The sequence below is a fragment of the Pseudomonas sp. P1_C12 genome (assembly GCF_056406435.1).
This window is the reverse complement of sequence record NZ_JBFUAE010000002.1, coordinates 39,598-63,392: the sequence shown is the minus strand read 5'-3', so window position 1 is coordinate 63,392 and position 23,795 is coordinate 39,598. Positions and strand designations below refer to the sequence as shown.

The 23,795-nt window shown below is 60.9% G+C and carries 22 protein-coding genes and 1 other RNA gene; 8 read left to right on the top strand and 15 right to left on the bottom strand.

Annotation, left to right across the window (positions count from 1 at the left end):
* The first annotated feature begins 74 nt into the window (after window positions 1-74).
* From ligA to ffs, 3 genes are all read left to right on the top strand, one after another.
* Window positions 75-2,432 (top strand): NAD-dependent DNA ligase LigA, encoded by a 2,358-nt coding sequence (gene ligA / locus AC1D19_RS03235; RefSeq protein WP_477762378.1) that lies wholly within the window; start codon window positions 75-77, stop codon window positions 2,430-2,432.
* A gap of 158 nt (window positions 2,433-2,590) precedes the next feature.
* Window positions 2,591-3,754, top strand: a complete 1,164-nt coding sequence (locus tag AC1D19_RS03230) for a zinc-binding metallopeptidase family protein (RefSeq protein WP_477762377.1) — start codon at window positions 2,591-2,593, stop codon at window positions 3,752-3,754.
* A 201-nt stretch (window positions 3,755-3,955) separates the two neighbouring features.
* An RNA gene (gene ffs, locus AC1D19_RS03225) (signal recognition particle sRNA small type) lies at window positions 3,956-4,052 on the top strand.
* A gap of 60 nt (window positions 4,053-4,112) precedes the next feature.
* Here the strand turns inward: ffs and AC1D19_RS03220 are convergent.
* Entirely contained in the window at window positions 4,113-4,910 is a 798-nt protein-coding gene (locus AC1D19_RS03220; RefSeq protein WP_477762376.1) for a substrate-binding periplasmic protein, read from the bottom strand.
* Window positions 4,911-5,033: 123 nt separating this feature from the next.
* On the opposite strand from AC1D19_RS03220, the gene dnaX reads away from it, so the two are divergent.
* From dnaX to AC1D19_RS03195, 5 genes are all read left to right on the top strand, one after another.
* Window positions 5,034-7,115 (top strand): DNA polymerase III subunit gamma/tau, encoded by a 2,082-nt coding sequence (dnaX, locus tag AC1D19_RS03215; protein ID WP_477753687.1) that lies wholly within the window; start codon window positions 5,034-5,036, stop codon window positions 7,113-7,115.
* A 67-nt stretch (window positions 7,116-7,182) separates the two neighbouring features.
* Entirely contained in the window at window positions 7,183-7,521 is a 339-nt protein-coding gene (locus AC1D19_RS03210) for a YbaB/EbfC family nucleoid-associated protein (protein ID WP_007971455.1), read from the top strand.
* 221 nt (window positions 7,522-7,742) lie between these two features.
* Window positions 7,743-8,777 (top strand): NADP-dependent oxidoreductase, encoded by a 1,035-nt coding sequence (locus AC1D19_RS03205; RefSeq protein WP_477762375.1) that lies wholly within the window; start codon window positions 7,743-7,745, stop codon window positions 8,775-8,777.
* Window positions 8,778-8,856: 79 nt separating this feature from the next.
* Entirely contained in the window at window positions 8,857-9,459 is a 603-nt protein-coding gene (gene recR / locus AC1D19_RS03200; protein ID WP_007995809.1) for a recombination mediator RecR, read from the top strand.
* 203 nt (window positions 9,460-9,662) lie between these two features.
* Window positions 9,663-10,772, top strand: a complete 1,110-nt coding sequence (locus AC1D19_RS03195) for an acyl-CoA dehydrogenase family protein (protein ID WP_477762374.1) — start codon at window positions 9,663-9,665, stop codon at window positions 10,770-10,772.
* 89 nt (window positions 10,773-10,861) lie between these two features.
* On the opposite strand, the gene AC1D19_RS03190 is transcribed toward AC1D19_RS03195, so the two are convergent.
* The 14 genes from AC1D19_RS03190 to ccoN all read right to left on the bottom strand — a co-directional run bounded on the left by AC1D19_RS03190 (window position 10,862) and on the right by ccoN (window position 23,598).
* A complete protein-coding gene (locus tag AC1D19_RS03190; protein ID WP_477753684.1) occupies window positions 10,862-11,410 on the bottom strand; it encodes an adenine phosphoribosyltransferase in 549 nt (182 codons plus the stop codon).
* Between the two features lie 80 nt (window positions 11,411-11,490).
* Window positions 11,491-12,225, bottom strand: coding sequence for a fumarate/nitrate reduction transcriptional regulator Fnr (gene fnr, locus AC1D19_RS03185; protein WP_046041331.1), 735 nt, complete (start codon window positions 12,223-12,225; stop codon window positions 11,491-11,493).
* A 93-nt stretch (window positions 12,226-12,318) separates the two neighbouring features.
* A complete protein-coding gene (hemN, locus tag AC1D19_RS03180) occupies window positions 12,319-13,701 on the bottom strand; it encodes an oxygen-independent coproporphyrinogen III oxidase (protein ID WP_477762608.1) in 1,383 nt (460 codons plus the stop codon).
* A gap of 178 nt (window positions 13,702-13,879) precedes the next feature.
* A complete protein-coding gene (locus AC1D19_RS03175; RefSeq protein ID WP_477762373.1) occupies window positions 13,880-14,563 on the bottom strand; it encodes a sulfite exporter TauE/SafE family protein in 684 nt (227 codons plus the stop codon).
* A complete protein-coding gene (ccoS, locus tag AC1D19_RS03170; RefSeq protein ID WP_477753681.1) occupies window positions 14,556-14,774 on the bottom strand; it encodes a cbb3-type cytochrome oxidase assembly protein CcoS in 219 nt (72 codons plus the stop codon). Before ccoS ends, AC1D19_RS03175 begins: the two co-directional genes overlap by 8 nt.
* 22 nt (window positions 14,775-14,796) lie before the next feature.
* A complete protein-coding gene (locus AC1D19_RS03165; protein ID WP_477762372.1) occupies window positions 14,797-17,247 on the bottom strand; it encodes a heavy metal translocating P-type ATPase in 2,451 nt (816 codons plus the stop codon).
* A 109-nt stretch (window positions 17,248-17,356) separates the two neighbouring features.
* Window positions 17,357-17,896 carry a FixH family protein gene (locus AC1D19_RS03160; RefSeq protein ID WP_477762371.1) on the bottom strand — a complete coding sequence of 180 codons (540 nt, stop codon included), beginning with the start codon at window positions 17,894-17,896 and terminating at the stop codon, window positions 17,357-17,359.
* A gap of 11 nt (window positions 17,897-17,907) precedes the next feature.
* Window positions 17,908-19,323, bottom strand: coding sequence for a cytochrome c oxidase accessory protein CcoG (gene ccoG / locus AC1D19_RS03155; protein ID WP_477762370.1), 1,416 nt, complete (start codon window positions 19,321-19,323; stop codon window positions 17,908-17,910).
* A gap of 205 nt (window positions 19,324-19,528) precedes the next feature.
* A complete protein-coding gene (locus AC1D19_RS03150) occupies window positions 19,529-19,939 on the bottom strand; it encodes a PIN domain-containing protein (RefSeq protein ID WP_477762369.1) in 411 nt (136 codons plus the stop codon).
* Window positions 19,939-20,193 (bottom strand): type II toxin-antitoxin system Phd/YefM family antitoxin, encoded by a 255-nt coding sequence (locus AC1D19_RS03145; protein ID WP_477762607.1) that lies wholly within the window; start codon window positions 20,191-20,193, stop codon window positions 19,939-19,941. The genes AC1D19_RS03150 and AC1D19_RS03145 overlap by 1 nt, the downstream gene beginning before the upstream one ends.
* 189 nt (window positions 20,194-20,382) lie before the next feature.
* Window positions 20,383-21,360, bottom strand: coding sequence for a cytochrome-c oxidase, cbb3-type subunit III (gene ccoP, locus AC1D19_RS03140; RefSeq protein WP_477753676.1), 978 nt, complete (start codon window positions 21,358-21,360; stop codon window positions 20,383-20,385).
* Window positions 21,357-21,542, bottom strand: a complete 186-nt coding sequence (locus AC1D19_RS03135; protein WP_003175465.1) for a CcoQ/FixQ family Cbb3-type cytochrome c oxidase assembly chaperone — start codon at window positions 21,540-21,542, stop codon at window positions 21,357-21,359. Before AC1D19_RS03135 ends, ccoP begins: the two co-directional genes overlap by 4 nt.
* Window positions 21,543-21,547: 5 nt before the next feature.
* Complete coding sequence (gene ccoO / locus AC1D19_RS03130; RefSeq protein ID WP_009042961.1) at window positions 21,548-22,156, bottom strand: cytochrome-c oxidase, cbb3-type subunit II; 609 nt, start codon at window positions 22,154-22,156, stop codon at window positions 21,548-21,550.
* Window positions 22,156-23,598, bottom strand: coding sequence for a cytochrome-c oxidase, cbb3-type subunit I (ccoN, locus tag AC1D19_RS03125; RefSeq protein ID WP_046041350.1), 1,443 nt, complete (start codon window positions 23,596-23,598; stop codon window positions 22,156-22,158). Before ccoN ends, ccoO begins: the two co-directional genes overlap by 1 nt.
* Between the last annotated feature and the right edge of the window lie 197 nt (window positions 23,599-23,795).

Genomic DNA, 23,795 nt, shown 5'->3' with positions numbered 1-23,795 from the left:
CTGCGATCTCTTGAACCTGATTAGATTAAATAGGAGCAGCCTCGGCTGCTCTTTTGCTTTATGAGAGAACACCCATGACCGCCGCCAAGAACCGCATTTTAGAGCTGCGCGCTGAGCTGGATCAGCACAACTATCGCTACCACGTGCTCGACGAGCCGAGCATTCCGGACGCCGAATACGACCGCTTGTTCAACGAGCTCAAGGCGCTGGAAGCGGCCAATCCCGAACTGATCACCAGCGATTCGCCAACCCAGCGAGTGGGCAGCGCGGCGCTGTCGGCGTTTACCCAGGTGCGACATGAAGTGCCGATGCTCAGCCTCGGCAACGCCTTCGAAGAAACCGACATGCGCGAGTTCGATCGCCGCGTGACCGAGGGCCTGGATTTGCCAGCGGGCGACCTGTTCGGTGGCGGCGCGACAGTCGAGTACAGTTGCGAACCCAAGCTCGATGGCCTGGCCGTCAGCCTGCTGTATCAGGACGGCGTACTGGTGCGCGGCGCCACCCGCGGCGATGGCACCACTGGCGAAGACATCAGCGTCAACGTGCGCACCGTGCGCAATATCCCGCTCAAGCTGCACGGCACCGGTTGGCCGGCGACCCTGGAAGTGCGCGGCGAAGTGTTCATGTCCAAGGCCGGTTTCGAACGGCTCAACGCCACGCAACTGGAAGTCGACGGCAAGACCTTCGCCAACCCGCGCAACGCAGCGGCGGGCAGTTTGCGCCAGCTGGATTCGAAGATTACCGCCAATCGCCCATTGGAATTCTGCTGCTACGGTATCGGCCAGGTGTCTGCCGATATCGCCGATTCCCACATCGGCAACCTCAAGCAATTGCAAGCCTGGGGTATGCCGGTCAGCCACGAACTGAAGCTGGCCAACGGCATCGCTGAATGCCTGGATTACTACCGCGATATCGGTGAGCGACGCAGCGCACTGCCGTATGAAATCGACGGCGTGGTGTTCAAGGTCAACAGCATTGCCTCCCAGCGCGAACTGGGTTTTCGCGCCCGTGAGCCGCGTTGGGCCATCGCTCACAAATTCCCGGCAATGGAAGAACTCACTGAGCTGCTCGATGTGGAATTCCAGGTCGGTCGCACCGGGGCGGTGACGCCGGTGGCGCGCTTGAAACCGGTCAAGGTCGCGGGTGTCACGGTGGCCAACGCCACGTTGCACAACATGGACGAAGTCGCGCGTCTGGGCCTGATGATCGGCGACACGGTGATCATCCGTCGCGCCGGTGACGTGATTCCGCAGGTGGTGCAAGTGGTCATGGAGCGTCGTCCGGAAAACGCCCGGCCGGTGCAGATTCCCGAGCAGTGCCCGGTGTGCGGCTCCCATGTCGAACGCACGCAATTGATCAAGCGCAGCAAGGGCCGCGAGACGGTCAGCGAAGGCGCGGTGTATCGCTGCGTCGGTCGTCTGGCCTGCGGCGCGCAACTCAAGCAGGCCATCATTCACTTCGTTTCCCGTCGTGCCATGGACATCGAAGGCCTGGGTGAGAAGAGCGTCGAGCAACTGGTCGACGAAGGCCTGGTGAGTTCGCCGGCCGATCTGTACGCCCTGGCCTTCGAGCAGATCGTAGACCTGGAAGGCTTTGCCGAGCTGTCGAGCAAGAACCTGCTCGGCGCCATCGAAGACAGCAAGAAACCCGGCCTGGCGCGGTTCATCTACGCCCTCGGGATTCCCGATGTCGGCGAAGAGACGGCCAAGGTTCTGGCCCGCTCCCTGGGTTCGCTGGAGCGGGTGCAACAGGCCTTGCCGCAGGTGCTGACGTACTTGCCGGATGTCGGGCTGGAAGTCGCGTACGAGATCCACAGCTTCTTCGAGGACGCGCATAACCAGCAGGTGATCGCTGAACTGCTCAAGCACGGTTTGCAGATTCAGGATCAGGGCGAGTTGGGCGCCGAGTTTTCGGCGAGCACCACGCTGGGCGGTTTCCTCGACAAGCTGCATATTCCGTCAGTAGGGCCGGGCGGGGCGCAGAAACTGGCGGACAAATTCGGCTCGCTGCAGGCGGTGATCGGTGCAGATTGGCTGGATATGCGCCAGGCTCTGCCGGAGAAGCAGGCCAATTCGGTACGCGAGTTTTTTGCGGTCGAAGAAAATCGCCAATTGGCCGAAGCGGCCGAGAAGCAACTGGCCGATTTCGGCATGCACTGGCAGAGCGAGAAGAAGGTCGTCGAAGGCTTGCCGCTGGCCGGTCAGACCTGGGTGCTGACCGGTTCGCTTGAGCTGATGAGTCGCGATGTGGCCAAGGACAAACTTGAAAGCCTGGGCGCCAAGGTAGCGGGCTCGGTGTCGGCCAAGACCCATTGCGTGGTCGCAGGTCCTGGCGCCGGGTCGAAGTTGGCCAAGGCTAATGAGTTGGGGCTGAAGGTGCTGGATGAAGAGGCGTTTGTGGCATTCTTGAAAGGTCACGGTATTCAGGTTTGACGCCCAAGATCGCAGCCTGCGGCAGCTCCTACAGGAGAACGCATTTCTCTGTAGGAGCTGCCGCAGGCTGCGATCTTTTGATTTTTCCAACAAAAAGCATGGGAACGATCATCTCTCGGGAATGATCTAGTCTCTGCAAGCCCCAGGGAGAGATCACCATGTACCCTTTCTTCGAGCAGCTCAGCTCGCGCATCGCCGCGCCGTTCATGGCCGAAAATTCGCGCAACAGCAAGGTCTGGTCCTGTCGTTGCGGGCAGTCGCTGTTCTTTCGCAACAGCCAGTGCCTGGCCTGTTCGGCGGCGTTGGGTTATCAGCCGGAGCAGAGTCGCCTGTCTGCGCTGCAACCGGGTGTACAAACGGACACCTGGCAGCTTGATGTCGATCCCGAGGCGGGCCTGTTTCGACGCTGCGCCAACCTCGACTCCCCGGCAGCCTGCAATTGGTTGCTGCCAGCCAATGACCATGACGTCTTGTGCATTGCCTGCAGCCTCAATCGCACCATTCCTGATCTGTCGATAGCCGACAACCACGAGCGCTGGCGCAAGGTGGAAACCGCCAAGCGGCGTCTGGTCGCGCAACTGCTCAGCCTGGGGTTGCAGGTGATTCCCAAAACCGTCGATGAAGAGACTGGCCTCGCCTTCGATTTCATCGGCGTGGACCTCGAAGGCAAACCGCCGACCACCGGACACGCCAATGGCCTGATCACCCTCGATATCAAGGAAGCCGACGACGCGCACCGCGAGCAGGTGCGGGTGCAAATGCACGAACCCTATCGCACCTTGCTCGGGCATTTTCGTCATGAAGTCGGGCATTACTACTGGGGTCGATTGATCGCCAATAGCCAGTGGCTTGAGTCTTTTCGCGGATTGTTCGGCGATGAGCGCGCCAGCTATGCCGAAGCCCTTGAGCGACATTATCAGCAGAGCGCGCCGCTTGACTGGCAGCAGCACTACGTCAGCGCCTACGCCACCATGCACCCGTGGGAAGACTGGGCCGAAACCTGGGCGCATTACCTGCACATGATGGATGCGGTGGACACCGCGCTGGGCTTGGGCATGAGCGCCCGGGACATGGACTTCGACTATCAGCCGTTTCCGTTGGATACCCTCTATGATCCGCAGCATCCCGATGGCGCGGCATTTCTGTCGTTCGTCAATGCGTGGATCGAACTGGCCGGCATGCTCAACGAGCTATCGCGCAGCATGGGGCAGCCGGATTTCTACCCGTTTGTCCTGCCGCCCGCCGTCATTGCCAAGCTGCACTTTATTCATCTGGTGATTCAGCAGGAGGGCGGCCGGGCGGATGAGGTGTTGGCGCAATAGGATCAAAAGATCGCAGCCTGCGGCAGCTCCTACAGGTGTACGCCGATCCATGTAGGAGCTGCCGCAGGCTGCGATCTTTTAAGGCCAGCGCATGTCCTTGAAGCAGCTCATGTTTTTTAATATCCCCGAACGGTTGTAACTTCGTCTCAGATAGGTACAATGGCGCGGCTCGCCGACAGGTGAGCGTCGTTATGGTGACCCTATCGGTCCCCCCGCAACGATCAGCCGTGAACCCGGTCAGGCCTGGAAGGGAGCAGCCGCAGCGGTGACATTGTGTGCCGGGGTGTGGCTGGTAGGGTTACCACCTTAACGCCACGCGAGTGTTCTCTCGCGTTATTTATCTGAAAACAGACTTTTGCTAGCTGCCAGGATCTTGTCCGGGGCAGTTTTTTGTCGTTTCCGATTTATCGTCAGCTGCAGGCTCGCCACCGATATACAGCCGAACTATCGCATCGATCTCCCCGGACATCTTCATCCGCACCAGGGTGCGTAAAATGCGCTGCACCGGCACTTGCGGGTCGTTGCGCACGTAGCAGCCGAGATTCTGCTCCTGCAGTACTGCCACGCTGTGCAGTTGTTGGTCCGGCAGCAGGCGCTGATTGAACCAGTCAAGGCTCCATTGATTGCTGACGGCATAGCGGTTGCGGCCGGCGAGGAGTTTTTCCAGCACCAGTTCCTGATTGCGTGCGTCGTCGCGATGCAGCTGATCGGTGTCGAACAGCGGTTGCAGGGTCGGGTAGCTGTAGGCCAGCACGGTGCCGATGGACTGATCTGGTAAATCCGCCGGGTTCACAGCGGTGGGGCGCGCATTCTGTGTGATCAACAGGTCGGGCTGGGTAAAGAGCGGGATGCTCCAGAGGTAGTCGCCGGACTGATGAGGCAGCCATGATTGCGCGGCATAACAGCGGACATCGATCTCGCCTTGCTCCATGGCGTTTTGCACCCGCCCGCGGGGCAATACATGGAATTCGGCCGGTACGCCGACCTGGGTCGCGAGGCTGAGCATCATGTCATACAGGATGCCCTGGGTCGGTTTGTCCTGTTCAAGTTGCACCATGGGCATGGTCCAGCTGTCGGGTATCACGAAGCGTAGTGGCGTTTGCGCGGCCATGCCGTCCAGACTGATCAACAGCAATACCCCCAAGGCCAGCCGCATAAACACTCCGTTAAATGTCCCCGATGGGCAGCTTGGCCAGAATACACGAGCGCACCGGATGCAATTTGTGCCTTGCTCCGCTAGCATTAGCCGCTTCTGCTTCCTTCGCTGCGACGGTTTTCGATGAGTTATCAGGTTCTTGCACGTAAATGGCGTCCGCGCTCGTTCCGCGAAATGGTCGGCCAGACCCATGTGCTCAAGGCTCTGATCAATGCCTTGGACAGCCAGCGGCTGCACCACGCGTACCTGTTTACCGGTACCCGGGGGGTCGGCAAGACCACCATCGCGCGGATCATTGCCAAATGCCTTAACTGCGAAACAGGTATCACTTCGACCCCCTGTGGCGAATGCTCGGTGTGCCGCGAGATCGACGAAGGCCGCTTTGTCGACCTGATCGAGATCGACGCCGCGAGCCGTACCAAGGTCGAAGACACCCGCGAGTTGCTCGACAACGTGCAGTACGCCCCGAGCCGTGGGCGCTTCAAGGTCTACCTGATCGACGAAGTGCACATGCTCTCCAGTCATTCCTTTAACGCGCTGCTCAAAACCCTCGAGGAGCCACCACCCTACGTCAAGTTCATCCTGGCCACCACCGACCCGCAGAAACTTCCTGCAACGATTCTGTCGCGGTGCCTGCAGTTCTCCCTGAAGAACATGACGCCGGAACGCGTGGTCGAGCACTTGACCCACGTGCTGGGTGTCGAGAACGTGCCGTTCGAAGACGATGCGCTGTGGCTGCTGGGCCGCGCCGCCGATGGGTCGATGCGTGATGCCATGAGCCTGACCGACCAGGCGATTGCCTTCGGTGAGGGCAAGGTCATGGCCGCCGACGTGCGGGCGATGCTCGGGACCCTCGATCACGGGCAGGTCTACGACGTCCTGCATGCGCTGATCGAAGGTGATGCCAAGGCGTTGCTCGAAGCTGTCCGCCACCTGGCCGAGCAAGGCCCGGACTGGAACGGCGTGCTTTCGGAAATTCTCAATGTGCTGCACCGCGTTGCCATCGCCCAGGCCTTGCCGGAAGGCGTCGATAACGGTCACGGCGACCGTGATCGCGTGCTGGCGCTGGCCCAGGCGTTGCCGGCTGAAGACGTGCAGTTCTACTACCAGATGGGCCTGATCGGCCGCCGCGACCTGCCGCTGGCGCCGGATCCCCGGGGCGGTTTTGAAATGGTGCTGCTGCGGATGCTGGCGTTCCGGCCCGCAGACACCGCGGATGCCCCGAGGCAACCGCTAAAGCCAGTGGGGATCAGCCAGGCCACAGTTGATTCCGCAAACTCAGTGGCTGCCGCGCCGGTAGTTGCGCCGGTAGTTGCTGCGGCCGTTGCACCGATAGCGGCTGCGTCAGTGGCGGCTCCAGCGCCTGCACCGGAACCGGTAGCGCCGGTCGTTGTGCCAGAACCTGCGCCTGTGCCTATGGTTGAAGCGGTCGTGGTCGAAGAAGTTGTCGACCTGCCGTGGAACGACCCGGTCGAGCCCGTGCCCGTTCAGCAGCCGGCGGTGGAGCCGGTGCTGGAAACCGCCAGCGAACAACCCGAATTACCGCCGATGCCGTTGCCGGCGCCGGACAGCGTGGTGCCGGACGCCCCGGAGTGGGCCGCCGCGCCGATCCCGGAACCTTCGGTGGCCGACGTCGATGCCGCGACGCCAGGCATGGACCTGGATGACGAGCCGCCGCTGGACGAGGATTACATCGAGCCGGACATGGATTCGGCCTACAGTTACCTCGACGAGCTGGCCAGCGAGCATGCCGCCGACCCGGCTCCGGAGCCCGAGCCTGAGCCCGCGGCAATGCCTGCCACCGGTCTGGCCCTGCAATGGCTGCAGCTGTTTCCGAAATTGCCGATCTCCGGCATGACCGGCAGCATCGCCGCCAACTGCACGCTGATCGCGGTGGATGGCGACAATTGGCTGATGCACCTGGACCCGGCCCACAGTGCCTTGTTCAACGCCACTCAGCAGCGGCGCTTGAACGATGCGCTTAACCAGTATCACCAGCGCACGCTGACCCTGAGCATCGAGCTGATCAAGCCCGAGCAGGAAACCCCGGCACAAGCGGCTTCGCGCCGCCGCGCCAACCGTCAGCGCGAGGCAGAGGAATCGATCCACGGTGATCCGTTCATCCAGCAAATGATGCAGCAGTTCGGTGCGGTCGTCCGTAACGATACTATTGAACCTGTCGACGCCTTGGTCACTCAGGGCTAATAACTGAAGGCGCCCGGCCGCATGGGCCGGGCGCTGTTTTAATCCAAGTACTTTTGAGGTGATTACCATGATGAAAGGTGGCATGGCCGGCCTGATGAAGCAGGCGCAGCAGATGCAGGAAAAAATGGCCAAGATGCAGGAAGAACTGGCCAACGCCGAAGTCACCGGTAAGGCCGGTGGCGATATGGTCACCGTGGTGATGACCGGTCGTCATGACGTCAAGAGCGTGACCATCGATCCAAGCCTGGTTGAAGGCATGAGCGAAGACGACAAGGAAATGCTGGAAGCGGTCATCGCATCCGCAGTCAACGATGCCGTGCGCAAGATCGAAGCCAACAGCCAGGACAAAATGGGCAGCATGACTGCCGGCATGCAACTGCCACCGGGCATGAAACTGCCATTCTGATTCGCCTTCAGGCGACAGATGAGTTACAAAAATGCCAGGCATCGCGCCTGGCATTTTTGTTTCTGGCCATTGGGTCTGTGGTGACAGGCATGCCGCCATCGCGATCCGACTTGCCCGCGAAGAAGTCGCCTCGGTGCAACTGAATAAACATCGAACGCCATACCGCCACAAAGGTCTGCTCCCTATATCACTGAACCCCATCGATCACAGGAGACGCTGCCATGTCCGACCCCATGACCCTCAATCAGCGCATTGTCCTGGCTTCACGCCCGATAGGCGCGCCAACGCCGGAAAACTTCCGCATGGAGCGGGTGGCGCTGCCGGACCTGGCCGACGGCCAGGTGCTGCTCAAGACCGTTTTCCTGTCGCTCGATCCCTACATGCGCGGACGCATGAGTGACGCACCTTCCTACGCCGCACCGGTGGAAATTGGCGAAGTCATGACCGGCGGCGCTGTCAGCCGGGTCGAGCGCTCGCTCAATCCGAAGTTTCAGGAGGGTGATCTGGTGGTCGGTGCCACCGGTTGGCAAAGCCACAGCATCAATGACGGGCGCAGCATCATCCCGGTGCCCAACGGCCTGCCCAGTCCTTCGATGGCCCTCGGGGTGCTGGGGATGCCGGGCATGACTGCGTATATGGGGCTGATGGATATCGGCCAGCCCAAGGCCGGCGAGACCCTGGTGGTTGCAGCGGCATCCGGGGCAGTGGGTTCGGTGGTCGGCCAGGTGGCGAAGATCAAGGGCTTGCGCGTGGTCGGCGTGGCGGGTGGCGCGGACAAGTGCCGTTATGTGGTCGACGAGTTGGGCTTCGACGCCTGCATCGACCACAGGAGTCCGGATTTTGCTGACGAGCTGGCTCAGGCCTGTCCCAAGGGCATCGACATTTATTATGAAAACGTCGGCGGCAAGGTATTCGACGCCGTGGTGCCATTGCTCAATCCCAAGGCGCGGATTCCACTCTGCGGCCTGATTGCCTCCTATAACGCCTATGAAGCGCCGAGCGGGCCGGATCGCCTGCCACTGTTGCAACGCACCCTGTTGACCAAGCGGGTGCGTATCCAGGGCTTCATCGTGTTCGATGACTATGGTGATCGCCAGCCGGAATTCCTCAGTGCCATGGCGCCGTGGGTACGCGATGGCAAGGTGAAGTTCCGCGAAGACGTGGTCGATGGCCTGGAGCAGGCTCCCGACGCGTTCATCGGCATGCTGGAAGGGCGCAACTTCGGCAAGTTGGTGGTTCGGGTTGCCCGTGACTGAGTAATTGACGCTGCAATTTGACGCTCAACCGAGGCGCGGGTATAAACCGCGTCTCGTTGTTTTGTCGGACTTTTCCACCATGAGCTTCAGCCCTTTGATTCGCCAACTGATCGACGCCCTGCGAATTCTGCCCGGCGTGGGTCAGAAAACCGCCCAGCGCATGGCATTGCAGTTGCTCGAGCGTGACCGCAGCGGCGGCTCACGACTGGCGCTGGCCCTGAGCCAGGCCATGGAAGGGGTCGGTCACTGCCGCTTGTGCCGTACGCTGACCGAAGATGATCTCTGCCCGCAATGCGCCGATACCCGTCGCGACGACACCTTGCTCTGCGTGGTGGAAGGCCCGATGGACGTCTATGCCGTGGAGCAGACCGGTTTCCGCGGGCGCTATTTCGTGCTCAAGGGGCATCTGTCGCCGCTCGACGGCCTGGGGCCGGAAGCCATCGGCATTCCGCAATTGATGGCGCGGATCGAAGAGGCCGGCACGTTCACCGAAGTCATCCTGGCCACCAACCCGACCGTGGAAGGTGAAGCCACCGCGCACTACATCGCCCAATTGCTCAGCAACAAAGGCCTGATCGCCTCGCGCATCGCCCATGGCGTGCCGCTGGGTGGCGAACTGGAGCTGGTGGATGGCGGCACGCTGGCGCATTCGTTTGCGGGGCGTAAGCCGATTTCGTTGTAATCGCATCAAGCCGAAAAGATCGCAGCCTGCGGCAGCTCCTACAGAAAGACACCGATCCCCTGTAGGAGCTGCCGCAGGCTGCGATCTTTTGATCTTCTATCTGTCTCTTGTAAACCAAGCAAGCGCTCGGTTAACTTCACTGACCCCTTCAGTGGAGCTCGCCGACGTCTGCCTTTCAGGAATACTTCGACCCCAGCCACCAATTGGTCCGTGACAGCGTCAGACGTTTCGTCGAGCGCGAGATTCTTCCCGATATCGAGCAGTGGGAAGAAGCCGAAAGCTTTCCTCGTGAGCTCTACCTCAAGGCCGGCGCAGCGGGGATTCTCGGCATCGGTTACCCCGAAGCTTACGGAGGCAGCCACGAAGGGGATCTGTTCGCCAAGGTGGCCGCCAGCGAAGAGTTGATGCGCTGCGGCTCAGGCGGGCTGGTTGCCGGCCTGGGCTCGCTGGATATCGGCTTGCCGCCCATTCTCAAGTGGGCCCGGCCCGAAGTGCGTGATCGTGTGCTGCCGCAGGTGCTGTCGGGAGAGAAGATCAGCGCCCTGGCCATTACCGAGCCCGGCGGCGGCTCCGACGTCGCCAACCTGCAAACCCGTGCCGTGCGCGACGGCGATTTCTACCGGGTCAGTGGCAGCAAGACCTTTATCACCAGCGGTGTGCGCGCGGACTTCTATACCGTCGCGGTGCGAACGGGCGAGCCAGGTTTCGCCGGCATCAGCCTGTTACTGATCGAGAAGGGCACGCCCGGTTTCACCGTAGGGCGGCAGCTGAAGAAAATGGGCTGGTGGGCGTCAGACACGGCCGAACTGTTCTTCGATGATTGCCAGGTGCCCGCAGGAAATCTGATCGGCACCCAGAACATGGGCTTTGCCTGCATCATGGGCAATTTCCAGAGCGAGCGTCTGGCCCTGGCATTGATGGCCAACATGACCGCACAACTGGCGCTGGAGGAGAGCCTGAAATGGGCGCGCCAGCGCGAAGCCTTTGGCAAACCGATCGGCAAGTTTCAGGTGATCAAGCATCGCCTCGCCGAGATGGCGACCGCGCTGGAGGTGTCCCGTGAGTTCACTTATCGCCAAGCCGCGAAAATGGCGGCAGGGCAGAGCGTGATCAAGGAGGTTTCCATGGCCAAGAACTTTGCGACGGATACGGCAGACCGGATCGTCTCCGATGCGGTGCAGATACTCGGTGGGCTGGGTTATATGCGTGAGAGTCTGGTGGAGCGGCTGTATCGCGACAACCGGATTCTGTCGATTGGCGGCGGGACGCGGGAAGTGATGAACGAGATCATCAGCAAGCAGATGGGGCTGTAATGCAAAAGATCGCAGCCTTCGGCAGCTCCTACAGGATCAAAGCCATCCCAATGTAGGAGCTGCCGAAGGCTGCGATCTTTTGGCCTTTGTTACTTATCAGTCAACGCAAACTGCGTCAGGCAGAACGTAGGAATGCCCATGTCTTCCAGGCGTTGCGAGCCACCCAGTTCCGGCAGATCGATAATCGCCGCTGCTTCATGCACCCGGGCGCCCATGCGGCGGATCAGGTTGGCGGCGGCAATCAGGGTGCCGCCGGTCGCGATCAGGTCATCGAACATCACCACCGAATCCCCCTCGCACAGGCTGTCGGCGTGCACTTCCAGGAAGGCTTCGCCGTATTCGGTCGCATAGCCCTCGGCCAGCACATCGGCCGGCAGTTTGCCTTGCTTGCGGAACAGCACCAGCGGCTTGTTCAACTGATAGGCCAGTACCGAACCGATCAGGAAGCCACGGGCGTCCATTGCGCCGACGTGGGTGAAGTCAGCCTCGACGTAACGGTGGGCGAAGCTGTCCATCACCAGGCGCAGGGCCGTGGGCGACTGGAACAGCGGGGTGATGTCGCGAAAGATCACACCCGGTTTCGGGAAGTCGATGACAGGGCGGATGAGGGATTTGATGTCGAAGGAGTCGAAGGCCATAGTCGAAGAATCCTGGCAGGGCTGCAAACGACGCAGTATAACGGCGGCTGAACCGTTTCGCGCAGCCGCAACGTTTTGTTTCAGCCTTCCAGCGAGCCACCGGCCAGGGCGCAAAGCTGGATCGGGTCGATAATCCGGATTTCCTTGCCTTCTGCCGCAATCAGTTCGTTTTGCTGGAAGCGGGTAAAGACCCGGGACACGGTTTCCACCGCCAGGCCCAGGTAGTTGCCGATCTCGTTGCGCGACATGCTCAGGCGGAATTGATTGGCGGAAAAACCCCGGGCGCGGAAACGTGCCGAGAGGTTGACCAGGAAGGTGGCGATGCGTTCGTCGGCGGTCTTTTTCGACAACAGCAGCATCATCTGCTGGTCGTCACGGATTTCGCGACTCATCACCCGCATCAACTGACGGCGCAACTGCGGCAATTGCAGGGCCAGTTCGTCGAGGCGTTCGAAAGGAATTTCACACACCGAGGTGGTTTCCAGGGCTTGTGCCGACACCGGGTGCTTTTCGGTGTCCATGCCCGACAAGCCGACCAGTTCGCTGGGCAGGTGGAAACCGGTGAGCTGTTCTTCACCGGTGTCACTCAGGCTGAAGGTCTTGAGGGCGCCGGAACGGACTGCGTAGACAGAATCGAAGGTATCGCCCTGACGGAACAGAAATTCGCCTTTTTTCAGCGGCCGGCCACGTTTGACGATTTCGTCCAGCGCATCCATGTCTTCCAGATTCAGCGAAAGTGGCAGGCAAAGAGGGGCCAGGCTGCAATCCTTGCAATGGGCTTGATTATGAGCGCGCAGTTTTACTGGCTCGGACATTTCTTCAATCCTTGTGGGAATTCACACATAAGACGTAAGGGTAACTCACCCGAGGACATTGGGGCCAGCCTGTGGCACTTTTGTCGCAGCGCTCTAGATCACCCGTGAGAACCGTTGCCGGCCGTGTTGTTCCAGGTATGCGTCAAAGACCATGCACACCGAGCGCACCAACAGTCGCCCGGCGGGCAGGATGGTGATCCTGTCGCGATCGAGTTCGATCAACCCGTCTTTGGCCATGTCTTGCAACTGGGGCCAGAGATCGCCGAAATAGCCTTGAAAGTCGATGTTGAAGGCCTGTTCGATGTCAGTGAATTCGAGACTGAAATTGCAGATCAATTGCTGAATCACCGCGCGCCGCAGCCGGTCATCGGCATTGCACAGCAGGCCGCGGCTGGTGGCCAGTTGCGATGTGGCAAGAACGTTCTGATACTCGGTCAGGTCGCTGCTGTTCTGGCAGTACAGGTCACCGATCTGGCTGATTGCCGACACGCCGAGGCCGATCAAGTCACAATGACCGTGGGTGGTGTAGCCCTGGAAATTGCGTTGCAGGGTCGATTCTTCCTGGGCAATCGCCAGCTCATCGTCGGGCAGGGCGAAGTGGTCCATGCCGATGTAGCGGTAGCCGGCCGTGATCAGTTGCTCGATGGTGCGCTGCAGCATTTCCAGTTTCTGCGCGGGTGTCGGCAGCTCATTGCTGTTGATGCGCCGCTGCGGCATGAAGCGTTCCGGCAGGTGGGCGTAGTTGAACACCGATAACCGGTCCGGTTGCAGGTGGATGACCTCTTCGACGGTGCGGGCGAAATTCTCCGGCGTCTGTCTCGGCAGGCCGTAGATCAGGTCGATATTGATCGAACGAAACTGCAAGGTGCGGGCCGCATCGATCACCGCGCGGGTTTCTTCCAGGCTTTGCAGGCGATTGACCGCTCGCTGAACCGCCGGGTCGAGGTCTTGCAGGCCGATGCTGACCCGATTGAAACCCAGTTCGCGCAGCAGGCCCATGGTCGACCAGTCGGCTTCACGGGGGTCGATCTCGATGCCGTAGTCGCCGGAGTCGTCGTCCAGCAAATGGAAGTGTTTGCGCAAATGCGCCATCAACTGGCGCAGTTCGTCGTGGCTGAGAAAGGTGGGCGTGCCGCCGCCGAAGTGCAGTTGCTCGACTTTCTGCGTGGGGTCGAGGTGGCAGGCGATCAACTGGATTTCCTGTTCCAGGCGCTGCAAATACGGCTGCGCCCGGCCGCGATCCTTGGTGATGACCTTGTTGCAGGCGCAGTAATAGCAAATGTTCGCGCAGAACGGCACGTGCACGTACAGCGACAAGGGGCGTTGAGCCTTGCGGCTGTCGCGCAGAGCATGAAGCAGGTCAAAGGTGCCGACCTGGCTGTTGAATTGCACGGCGGTCGGGTACGAGGTATAGCGTGGTCCCGCCAGGTCATAACGGCGGATCAGATCGGTGTCCCAACGAATGGCGTCGAGCATCATGCGGGCATTCCCCCGGATAGGCTGGCAGTGTCAGCCACTTTATGCGAGGGCGGGGTGGGGCATCTTGATTTACATCAAGATCAAAAGATCGTCCGAACGCGGCCCGAGCCTTCGGCAGCTCATACAGATGTACGCGATCCCTGTAGGAGCTGCCGAAGGCTGCGATCTTTTGCTTTTAATGCCCCATCAACCAATGCTGATGCGGCCCCGGCAGCGTCCAGATGCCGAACAACATCACCAGCAATCCACCCGCCATGCGCACGCTACGCTTGCGCAACAGTGCTGTCACCCTTTCGGCGGCGAGGCCTGTCGCCAGCAGCACCGGCCAGGTGCCGAGCCCGAACGCGAGCATCAACAATGCGCTGTCCAGCGCGTTGCCCTGGCTGGCCGACCATAGCAAGGTGCTGTAGACCAGACCGCACGGCAGCCAGCCCCAGAGCGCGCCCAACAGCAGCGCACGCGGAACGCTCGACACAGGCAGCAACCGGTTGGCGACTGGCTGGATATGCCGCCACAAGCCGCGACCGAGGCTTTCGATACGGGTCAGGCCGCTCCACCAGCCGGCCAGGTACAGGCCCATGGCAATCAGCAGCAAGCCGGCGAGGATACGCAGGAACATCGCAGCCGGGCTGCTGGCCACGGCCCATCCGGCCAGGCCGATCAGCAGTCCGGCGCAGGCATAGCTCAGAATCCGTCCCAGGTTGTAGGCCAGCAGCAGGCGAAAGCGGCGGCTGCGTTGTTCCTTGGGAATTGCCAGGGTCAGCGCGCCCATCAAGCCGCCGCACATGCCCAGGCAATGGCCGCCGCCGAGCAAACCGAGGATCACCGCAGACACCAGCAGTGGCGCCAATTCAAGCATGGGGCGGGGCCTTGTCTTGCGGCTTGGCCGGTTGGCCGCTGGCCTCATCCACGGCAGCAGTGTGGTTCGGGTCCTGGTCGTCGAACAGGATGCTGTGGGCCGGGCTGTCGAGGTCGTCGTACTGACCGCTGTCCACTGCCCAGAAGAAGATATAGACGGCGATGGCCACGATCAGCAGCGCAGCGGGAATCATCACGTAAAGAGCTGGCATCTGGACTCCATGCCCACACGGCTCAGGCCGGCAGCGGGCGGGTTTCTGGCGTGGCGCAGTGGGCGGGCGCGCTCGGCATGCGAGTCAGGCGCAGCGCGTTCAACACCACGGTCAACGAACTGATCGACATGCCCACCGCCGCCCAGACCGGAGTGATCCAGCCGAGGGCGGCGAAGGGCAACATGAGGCCATTGTACAGCCCGGCCCACAACAGGTTCTCGATAATGACCCGACGGGTGCGCCGCGCCAGGCTGAAGGCTTGCACCAGCGCGTCGAGGCGGTTGGACAGCAGCACGGCATCGGCACTGGTTTTTGCCAGATCGGTGGCCGAGCCCATGGCGACGCTGATATCCGCAGCCGCCAGCACCGGCACGTCATTGACCCCGTCACCCAGCATCAACACCTTGCGTCCTTCTTTGTGCAGTTGTTGCAGGACTTGCAGTTTATCGTCCGGACGCAAGCCGCCACGGGCTTCGTCGATACCCAGTTCCGCCGCCACGCTGGCGACCATCGGTGAGCTATCGCCGGACAACAACAGCGTGCGCCAGCCACGCGCCTTGCACGCGGCCAACAGCGCGGGCGCATCGGCACGCAAGCGATCATCGAGGACGAGCCAGGCCAGCGGCCCCTGGCTGTCGCCGAGTAGCAGCCATTGGCCAGCCTCTTCGGGCATCGACGGCACCATGGCGCCGCTGAGTTCGCAGACGAAGCGAGGTTGGCCGATGCGCAGGCGTCGCTCTTCAACCAGCCCCTCCAGGCCGAGGCCCGGTGTGCTGTGGACTTCTTCGGCAGCCATCGGCGCGCGTCCGAAAGCACGGGCGATCGGGTGTTCGGAGCGATTTTCCAGGGCGGCGGCGAGGCTCAGGCATCGATCGCTGTCGAGCGTGCCGAGAGGGCGGATTGAGCGCAGCGCCAGGCGCCCTTCGGTGAGGGTGCCGGTCTTGTCGAAAATCACCGTGTCGATCTGGTTCAGGCCTTCGAGCACATGGCCACGCGTCAATAGCAGGCCAAGTTTGTGCAAGGTGCCGGTGGCGGCGGTGAGAGCGGTGGGCGTCGCCAGTGACAAGGCGCACGGGCAGGTCGCCACGAGCATCGCCAGCACGATCCAGAAGGCCCGCGATGAGTCCAGCTCCCACCACAGCAGGCCAATCGCGGCGGCGGCGATCAGCGACAACAGCAGGAACCATTGCGCGGCGCGGTCGGCGATTTCCGCCAGGCGCGGTTTTTCGGCCTGGGCACGATCGAGCAGGCGAACGATGGCTGAGAGGCGAGTGTCCTGGCCCAGGGCCTGGACCTCGACGGTCAGTGCGCCTTCGACGTTCATTGTGCCGGCGGTGACCGCGTCGCCGAGGGTGCGGGGTTGCGGCAGGTACTCGCCGGTCAGCAACGACTCGTCGACACTCGACTGGCCGTCGAGGATCTTGCCGTCAGCCGGAAGAATGGCGCCCGGATGAACCAGCACCTGATCGCCAATACGCAGTTCACTGAGCAGAATGCGTTCGCTCTGGCCGTCAGGTGTCAATCGCAGGCACGAGGCGGGCAATAGATTCACCAGCTGCGCGGTGGCGGCGGCGGTGCGTTCGCGGGCGCGTCGTTCCAGATAACGCCCGGCCAGCAGGAACAGGGCAAACATGCCGACGGCATCGAAATACAGTTCGCCGACCCCGGTGATGGACGTCCAGACCCCGGCAATGTAGGCGCTGCCGATGGCCAGCGACACCGAAACGTCCATGGTCAGGTGGCGGGTACGCAGATCGCGCATGGCGCCTTTGAAGAACGGCGCGCAGCTGTAGAACACGATCGGGGTGGTAAGGAACAGTGCGACCCAGCGCAGGATGGTGTGCAGTTCGGGGCTGAGATCGATGTTGAATTCAGGCCAGGTGGCCATGGTTGCCATCATCGCCTGGAACCACAGCAGCCCGGCCACCCCGAGCTGGCGCAGGGCCAGGCGGTTTTCGCTGGCCAGTTGTTCGCTGGCGCGGTCGGCCTGATACGGGTGTGCGGCGTAACCGATCTGACGCAGTTCACCGAGGACCTGGCTCAGGGGTAATTGCCCATCGGCCCAGCGTACGTGCAGGCGATGGTTGGACAGGTTCAGGCGCGCCTCGGCTACGGCAGGCAAAGTGCGCAGGTGTTTTTCGATCAGCCAGCCGCAGGCGGCGCAACTGATGCCTTCCATCAATAGTGTGGTTTCGGCGAGGTCGCCGTCGTGGCGAACGAAGGGCTGCTGCACATCGGCGCGGTCGTACAGCGCCAGTTCATCCACCAGTTGCACCGGCAGGGCTTCGGGGTTGGCCGAGGCTTCGCTGCGGTGTTGGTAATAGCTTTCCAGACCGCCGGCGACGATGGCTTCGGCCACGGCCAGGCAACCCGGGCAGCAGAATTCGCGGGACTCCCCGAGCACGACGGCGATGAAGCGGCTGCCGGCCGGGACGGGCAGGGCGCAGTGGTAGCAGGGGAGTGGGGTGGTCATGGGCAATCTATGGTGTCTGGATGGGCCTCTTCGCTGGCAAGCCAGCTCCTACGCAGATTCGTGTGATCCTGTAGGAGCTGGCTTGCCAGCGAAGCGCGAAGCGCAAACATTATTTCTTCAGGTCTTCGGCACCTTGCAGGGGTTCGTCGCCTAGCAGCAGATCCTTGTCATGGCTGACCGGTTCCTCTTCGAACATGCGCCAGATGTGGTCGTCCTGGGTGCCGAGCAACTCGATAAAGCGCCGGCCTTCGATCTTGTCGCTCAACTGGCCGATGTAGCGGCCCTGTTCGGTTTCGCTGCGGGTCAGGATGATCTTGCGATCCTTTTCCGGCTGGGTCGGCGAGATCAGGTTCAGCTCCAGGGTCTTGGGCTGGCTCTCGCCGCTCAGGCGCAGGTCAACCTCGCCGGTCACGCCATCGAGATGAACGCTGGCGCGCATTTTCAGGGTCTGGGCCAGCAGCTCACGGTCGAGGGAGCGGTTGATGCCTTTGCCAGCCTCGTAGTAGTTGTCGTTGACCAGGTTGTCCGGGTTGTTCACCGCGATGGTCACCATGGACAAGGTCAGGGCCACCGAGCAGGCCAGGATCCCGATGATGATCCACGGCCAGAGGTGCTTGTACCAGGGGCTTGCGGCAGTTGCTGCGGGCATGTTCAGTTCTCTCAACGATTTTGTGGGCCGATGAACCGGCTCTTGGCTTCGATGTGGACGCTGTCGTCATCGGCATCCTTGAGGATGAATTTCACCTCGTTGGTGCTCGACGGCAGTTTTTCCGGCGCGACGGACAGCTCGGCAGGCTGGCTGACGATCTCGCCGGCCGCGACCTTGATCTCGCGCCGGCCCTGCAATTTGAGATCCGGCAGGCCAGAGGCTTCGAGCACGTAGATATGGTCGCGCTGGTCCTTGTTCATGATTTTCAGGCTGTAGACGTTTTCGATCCGGCCTTCGGCGTTCTCGCGGTACAGCACGCGGTCCTTGCTGACATCGAAACCCACCAGCGCACGCATGAAGAATGCCGTCGCCAGCAAGCTGATCATCGCCAGCAGCACCACGGCATAGCCGATCAGGCGCGGGCGCAGTTTATGGGTTTTCTGCCCGGACAGGTTGTGCTCGGTGGTGTAGCTGATCAGCCCGCGCGGGTATTCCATCTTGTCCATGATGGCGTCGCAGGCATCGATGCAGGCGGCGCAACCGATGCATTCGATTTGCAGGCCGTCACGGATGTCGATACCGGTCGGACAGACCTGGACGCACATGGTGCAGTCGATGCAGTCACCCAGGCCCTGAGCCTTGTAGTCGATGCCTTTTTTACGCGGGCCACGGCTTTCGCCACGGCGCGGATCGTAGGAAACGATCAGGGTGTCCTTGTCGAACATCACGCTCTGGAAGCGCGCGTACGGGCACATGTAGATGCACACCTGTTCACGCAGCCAGCCAGCGTTGCCGTAAGTGGCGAGGGTGAAGAAGCCGACCCAGAAGTACGACCAGCCATCCGCCTGGCCGGTGAAGAAGTCGAACACCAGTTCGCGGATCGGCGAGAAGTAGCCGACGAAGGTCATGCCGGTGACGAAGCCGATCAGCAGCCACAGGGTGTGCTTGCTGAGTTTGCGCAGGAACTTGTTGGTGCTCATCGGCGCCTTGTCGAGCTTGATGCGTTGGTTGCGGTCACCTTCGGTGACTTTTTCGCACCACATGAAAATCCAGGTCCAGACGCTTTGCGGGCAGGTATAGCCGCACCAGACCCGGCCGGCGTACACGGTGATGAAAAACAGGCCGAACGCGGCGATGATCAACATGCCGGACAGCAGAATGAAGTCCTGGGGCCAGAAGGTGGCGCCGAAAATGAAGAACTTGCGCTCCGGCAGGTTCCACCAGACGGCCTGATGACCGCCCCAGTTCAGCCACACCGTGCCGAAATACAGCAAAAACAACATGGCACCGCCGGTCATCCGCAGATTGCGGAACAAGCCGGTGAAGGCGCGGGTGTAGATTTTTTCTCTGGAGGCGTAGAGGTCGACGCTGTTGTTCGCGTTCTTGGCAGGTGGAGTGACGTCGTGTACCGGAATCTGGTTGCTCATCATTGCATCCCACGGCAGTGGAAGAGTGCCTCGGTCAGTACGTGCCGACCGCGGTCAAAAAGGGGTGTTGCAGTGGCTCAATGATACGCCTGTCGCTCTAGCCTGCGGGTGCGACCTTTGGTCACGTTTGGTAAATTCATTTGATGGTGTAATGACTTGAATCAATTGACTTGGGAATTATGGGCGGTTTTACGCATGTCGCCGGTCATTCGACCCATGGGTTGATCAGTTGTACACCGCTGGACTGAAAGTCTGCGACATTGCGTGTGACCACCGTCAAACCATGAACCAGCGCCGTGGCCGCAATCAAGGCATCGCTTTCATTGGCTCTGTCGGGGATATGCAGACTGGCGCAGCGAATCGCTACGGCGGCATCGACCGGAAGGATTCGGGCGTCGAAGGCTGGCATAACGTGATGCTTCAACCAAGTGCGCAAGACTTTCCCTTGGGCGGGATTCCGACGCTCCATTCGTAGAACGCCTGTTTCCAGCTCCTTCAAGGTAATAGCCGAAATGAACATGCGTGGAGCGATGACACTTTTGGCCCACGCAACGACGTTCGCATCAGCCTGGGGTTTGCGTAGTTCGGAAATTACGTTGGTGTCGAGTAGAAACATCAGGACAGATCCACAGGGCGATGTTTGATCACGGCACGCTCGGTTTCGAATTCGATATCGGCTGCTTCTGGCATGACCAGCAGTTCGGCGATGTCGGCGTGGGTGCCGGTCAGTTTTTGGTAGTCCTCAATGCTTAGCAGTACATGGGCCGGTTTGCCTCGGTCGGTGATGAAAACAGGCCCCTGGCGAGTGGCTTTTTTGGCACCACTTGTGTCCTGGTTGAATTCGCGGCTGGAAATTGTGGTGATGACCATCATGGTTGGCCCTCCTGAAGCTGCTTTGTAGAAACGTTACTACTATGCGTGTCGCCCCACAACCTCAGAGAGGGCATAGGGCATTACCATTGGTCGCCGTACGCTAGAGATCAGCGCTGAAAAAACAAAACGGCCCCGCCAATTCACATTGGCGGGGCCGTTTTTTTTTTGTTGCTTCAAGCGTTTGCCTTACTCGGCGTCCGCTGCCTTCTCACCGTGAGACAGGCTGTAGACGTAAGCGGCCAGCAGGTGAACCTTGTCGTTGCCTTGCAGCTGTTCTTGCGCAGGCATCTGGCCCTGACGGCCGTAACGGATGGTCTGTTGCAGTTGAGCGAAGCTCGAACCGTAGATGAACGCTGCCGGGTGAGTCAGGTTGGGTGCGCCCATCGCTGGCGTGCCTTTGCCTTCCGGACCGTGGCACGCCACGCAGTTGGTGGCGAACAGTTTCTGCCCGGCAACCGGGTCGGCCTTGGTGCCTTCCGGCAGCTTGCGGCCATCGAGGTTGGTCAGGACAAACGCGGCCACGTCGGCCACGCCTTGCTCGCCGATCACTTCAGCCCATGCAGGCATCACGGCGTGACGACCGCCCATGATGGTGGTCTTGATGGTTTGCGGCTCGCCGCCCCAGCGCCAGTCGGCGTCGGTCAGGTTCGGGAAACCATAGGCGCCCTTGGCGTCGGAACCGTGGCAAACCGAGCAGTTGGAGGCGAACAGGCGGCCACCCATCTTCAGGGCTTGCGGGTCCTTGGCCACTTCTTCGATTGGCATGGCAGCGAACTTGGCGAAGATCGGACCGAACCTGGCGTCCGACTTGGCCATTTCCTTTTCCCACTCGTGAACGCCGGTCCAGCCGGTCTGGCCGTTGGCGAACGGGGTCTGCTTCTCGTTGTCGAGGTAGCCGTAACCCGGCAGCAGGCCTTTCCAGTTACCCAGGCCCGGATACAGCGCCAGGTAGCCCAGTGCGAAGATGATGGTGCCCACGAACAGCATGAACCACCATTTCGGCAGCGGGTTGTCGTACTCCTCGATCCCGTCGAAGGAGTGCCCGACTGTCTCGTCCGTCTGCTCTGCGCGCTGGCCCTTGCGGGTCGACAGCAGCAGCCAGGTCAGGGAAAAGATCGTACCGAGACTGAGGACTGTGACGTACAGACTCCAGAATGTAGTCATTCTTTGTTACTCCTAGAAGCTTGCTCGACGTGCTTGATGGCTTCGGGATCATCCGCGAAAGGCAGCAAGGTCGCGTCTTCAAACTCCGACTTGCGCTTGGGACTGAACACCCACAGTGCCAGTCCGATGAAGGCCACCATCACGACAACGGTGCCCAGGCCACGAATCATCCCGATATCCATCTAATTCACCGTTTGCTTTTGATGATGGTGCCCAGGCCTTGCAGATAGGCCACCAGCGCGTCCATTTCGGTTTTGCCCTTCACAGCATCCTTGGCGCCGGCGATGTCTTCGTCGGTGTAAGGGACGCCGAGCGTGCGCAAGACTTCCATTTTTTTTGCGGTATCTTTGCCGTCGAGCTTGTTTTCCACGAGGAACGGGTAGGCCGGCATTTTCGACTCGGGCACTACGTTGCGCGGGTTGTACAAGTGCGCACGCTGCCAGTCATCGGAGTAACGGCCGCCGACACGGGCCAGGTCCGGACCGGTACGCTTGGAACCCCACAGGAACGGGTGGTCCCAGACGCTTTCACCGGCGACCGAGTAGTGGCCGTAGCGTTCGGTTTCGGCACGGAACGGACGGATCATCTGCGAGTGGCAGCCGACACAACCGTTGGCGATATAAACGTCCCGGCCTTCCAGTTCCAGGGCGGTGCGGGGCTTCATGCCCTCGACCGGCTTGTTGGTGACATCCTGGAAAAACAGCGGAACGATCTGGGTCAGGCCGCCGATGCTGACGGCGATGACCATGAAGAAGGCCAGCAGGCCAATATTCTTCTCGACTGCTTCATGCTTCATCAGTGAGCTCCAACTACGGCAATCTGTTCGGCGGCTTTGGCTTCAGCCGGGTTCGAGGCGCGTACGGTACGGAATACGTTGTAGGCCATGAACAACATGCCGGTGGCGAAGAACGCACCGCCCAGGGCACGGACGATGAAGCCCGGGTGGCTGGCTTGCAGCGCTTCGACGAACGAGTAGGTAAGGGTGCCGTCGTCGTTGATTGCACGCCACATTAGGCCCTGGGTGATGCCGTTGACCCACATCGAGGCGATGTAGAGCACGGTACCGATGGTCGCGAGCCAGAAGTGGGTGTTGATCAGGCCGGTGCTGTGCATCTGCGCACGACCGAACAGTTTCGGGATCATGTGGTAGATGGCGCCGATCGAGATCATCGCAACCCAGCCCAAGGCGCCTGCGTGTACGTGGCCGATGGTCCAGTCGGTGTAGTGCGACAGCGAGTTGACGGTCTTGATGGCCATCATCGGGCCTTCGAAGGTCGACATGCCGTAGAACGCCAGGGAGACGACCAGGAAGCGCAGGATCGGGTCGGTGCGCAGCTTATGCCAGGCGCCCGACAGGGTCATCATGCCGTTGATCATGCCGCCCCAGCTCGGCGCGAGCAGGATGATCGACATCGCCATGCCCAGGGACTGAGCCCAGTCCGGCAGCGCGGTGTAGTGCAGGTGGTGGGGACCGGCCCAGATGTACAGGGTGATCAGTGCCCAGAAGTGCACGATCGACAAACGATAGGAGTAGATCGGACGCTCGGCCTGTTTCGGCACGAAGTAGTACATCATGCCCAGGAAGCCGGTGGTCAGGAAGAAGCCCACGGCGTTGTGGCCGTACCACCACTGGATCATCGCGTCCGTCGCGCCCGAGTAGGCCGAGTAGGACTTGAACAGGCTGACCGGCAGCGACATGTGGTTGACGATATGCAGCATCGCTGTCACGACGATGAACGCGCCGTAGAACCAGTTACCCACATAGATGTGCTTGGTCTTGCGCTTGACGATGGTGCCGAAGAACACCAGACCGTAGGTGACCCAGACAATGGCCAGCAGAATAGCCAGGGGCCATTCCAGCTCCGCATATTCCTTGGTGGTGGTGAAACCCATCGGCAAGGTAATGATCGCGCCGACGATCACCGCTTGCCATCCCCAGAAGGTGAAGGCGGCGAGGCTGTCGGAAATCAGTCGCGTTTGGCAGGTTCGCTGCACGACGTAATAAGAAGTGGCAAACAGTGCACATCCACCGAAGGCGAAAATCACCAGGTTGGTGTGCAATGGGCGCAGGCGTCCAAAGCTCGTCCATGGCAGACCGAAGTTCAACTCCGGCCAGACCAGTTGCGAGGCAATGAAGACACCGAGCCCCATGCCAAGGATCCCCCAGACCACCGTCATGATGGCGAACTGGCGGACTACCTTATAGTTATAAGCAGTCGGACTGATTGCTGTGCTCATTCTAAGGTTCCACGGTTTGGGTGTTTTATTAGGATTAAAAATCGGCCGCAAGTATGGAGAAAGCAAGGGGTCATTGCAACGCGCCATGACCTGGGTCAATGCTTTCAAAAGCTGATTCTGCGGCCTTTCCATGCGCCGCGTAAGGACAAAATTGCCCGCGGGCAAAACATCCCGGCGGACTGATCAGGCGAGGGGGT

Excerpts from the sequence above, each read along its gene's own strand:
- ligA (WP_477762378.1), top strand. The coding sequence starts at position 75 with ATGACCGCCGCCAAGAACCGCATTTTAGAGCTGCGCGCTGAGCTGGAT.
- AC1D19_RS03230 (WP_477762377.1), top strand. The coding sequence starts at position 2,591 with ATGTACCCTTTCTTCGAGCAGCTCAGCTCGCGCATCGCCGCGCCGTTC.
- AC1D19_RS03220 (WP_477762376.1), bottom strand. The coding sequence starts at position 4,910 with ATGCGGCTGGCCTTGGGGGTATTGCTGTTGATCAGTCTGGACGGCATG.
- dnaX (WP_477753687.1), top strand. The coding sequence starts at position 5,034 with ATGAGTTATCAGGTTCTTGCACGTAAATGGCGTCCGCGCTCGTTCCGC.
- AC1D19_RS03210 (WP_007971455.1), top strand. The coding sequence starts at position 7,183 with ATGATGAAAGGTGGCATGGCCGGCCTGATGAAGCAGGCGCAGCAGATG.
- AC1D19_RS03205 (WP_477762375.1), top strand. The coding sequence starts at position 7,743 with ATGTCCGACCCCATGACCCTCAATCAGCGCATTGTCCTGGCTTCACGC.
- recR (WP_007995809.1), top strand. The coding sequence starts at position 8,857 with ATGAGCTTCAGCCCTTTGATTCGCCAACTGATCGACGCCCTGCGAATT.
- AC1D19_RS03190 (WP_477753684.1), bottom strand. The coding sequence starts at position 11,410 with ATGGCCTTCGACTCCTTCGACATCAAATCCCTCATCCGCCCTGTCATC.
- fnr (WP_046041331.1), bottom strand. The coding sequence starts at position 12,225 with ATGTCCGAGCCAGTAAAACTGCGCGCTCATAATCAAGCCCATTGCAAG.
- hemN (WP_477762608.1), bottom strand. The coding sequence starts at position 13,701 with ATGCTCGACGCCATTCGTTGGGACACCGATCTGATCCGCCGTTATGAC.
- AC1D19_RS03175 (WP_477762373.1), bottom strand. The coding sequence starts at position 14,563 with ATGCTTGAATTGGCGCCACTGCTGGTGTCTGCGGTGATCCTCGGTTTG.
- ccoS (WP_477753681.1), bottom strand. The coding sequence starts at position 14,774 with ATGCCAGCTCTTTACGTGATGATTCCCGCTGCGCTGCTGATCGTGGCC.
- AC1D19_RS03165 (WP_477762372.1), bottom strand. The coding sequence starts at position 17,247 with ATGACCACCCCACTCCCCTGCTACCACTGCGCCCTGCCCGTCCCGGCC.
- AC1D19_RS03160 (WP_477762371.1), bottom strand. The coding sequence starts at position 17,896 with ATGCCCGCAGCAACTGCCGCAAGCCCCTGGTACAAGCACCTCTGGCCG.
- ccoG (WP_477762370.1), bottom strand. The coding sequence starts at position 19,323 with ATGAGCAACCAGATTCCGGTACACGACGTCACTCCACCTGCCAAGAAC.
- AC1D19_RS03150 (WP_477762369.1), bottom strand. The coding sequence starts at position 19,939 with ATGTTTCTACTCGACACCAACGTAATTTCCGAACTACGCAAACCCCAG.
- AC1D19_RS03145 (WP_477762607.1), bottom strand. The coding sequence starts at position 20,193 with ATGGTCATCACCACAATTTCCAGCCGCGAATTCAACCAGGACACAAGT.
- ccoP (WP_477753676.1), bottom strand. The coding sequence starts at position 21,360 with ATGACTACATTCTGGAGTCTGTACGTCACAGTCCTCAGTCTCGGTACG.
- AC1D19_RS03135 (WP_003175465.1), bottom strand. The coding sequence starts at position 21,542 with ATGGATATCGGGATGATTCGTGGCCTGGGCACCGTTGTCGTGATGGTG.
- ccoO (WP_009042961.1), bottom strand. The coding sequence starts at position 22,156 with ATGAAGCATGAAGCAGTCGAGAAGAATATTGGCCTGCTGGCCTTCTTC.
- ccoN (WP_046041350.1), bottom strand. The coding sequence starts at position 23,598 with ATGAGCACAGCAATCAGTCCGACTGCTTATAACTATAAGGTAGTCCGC.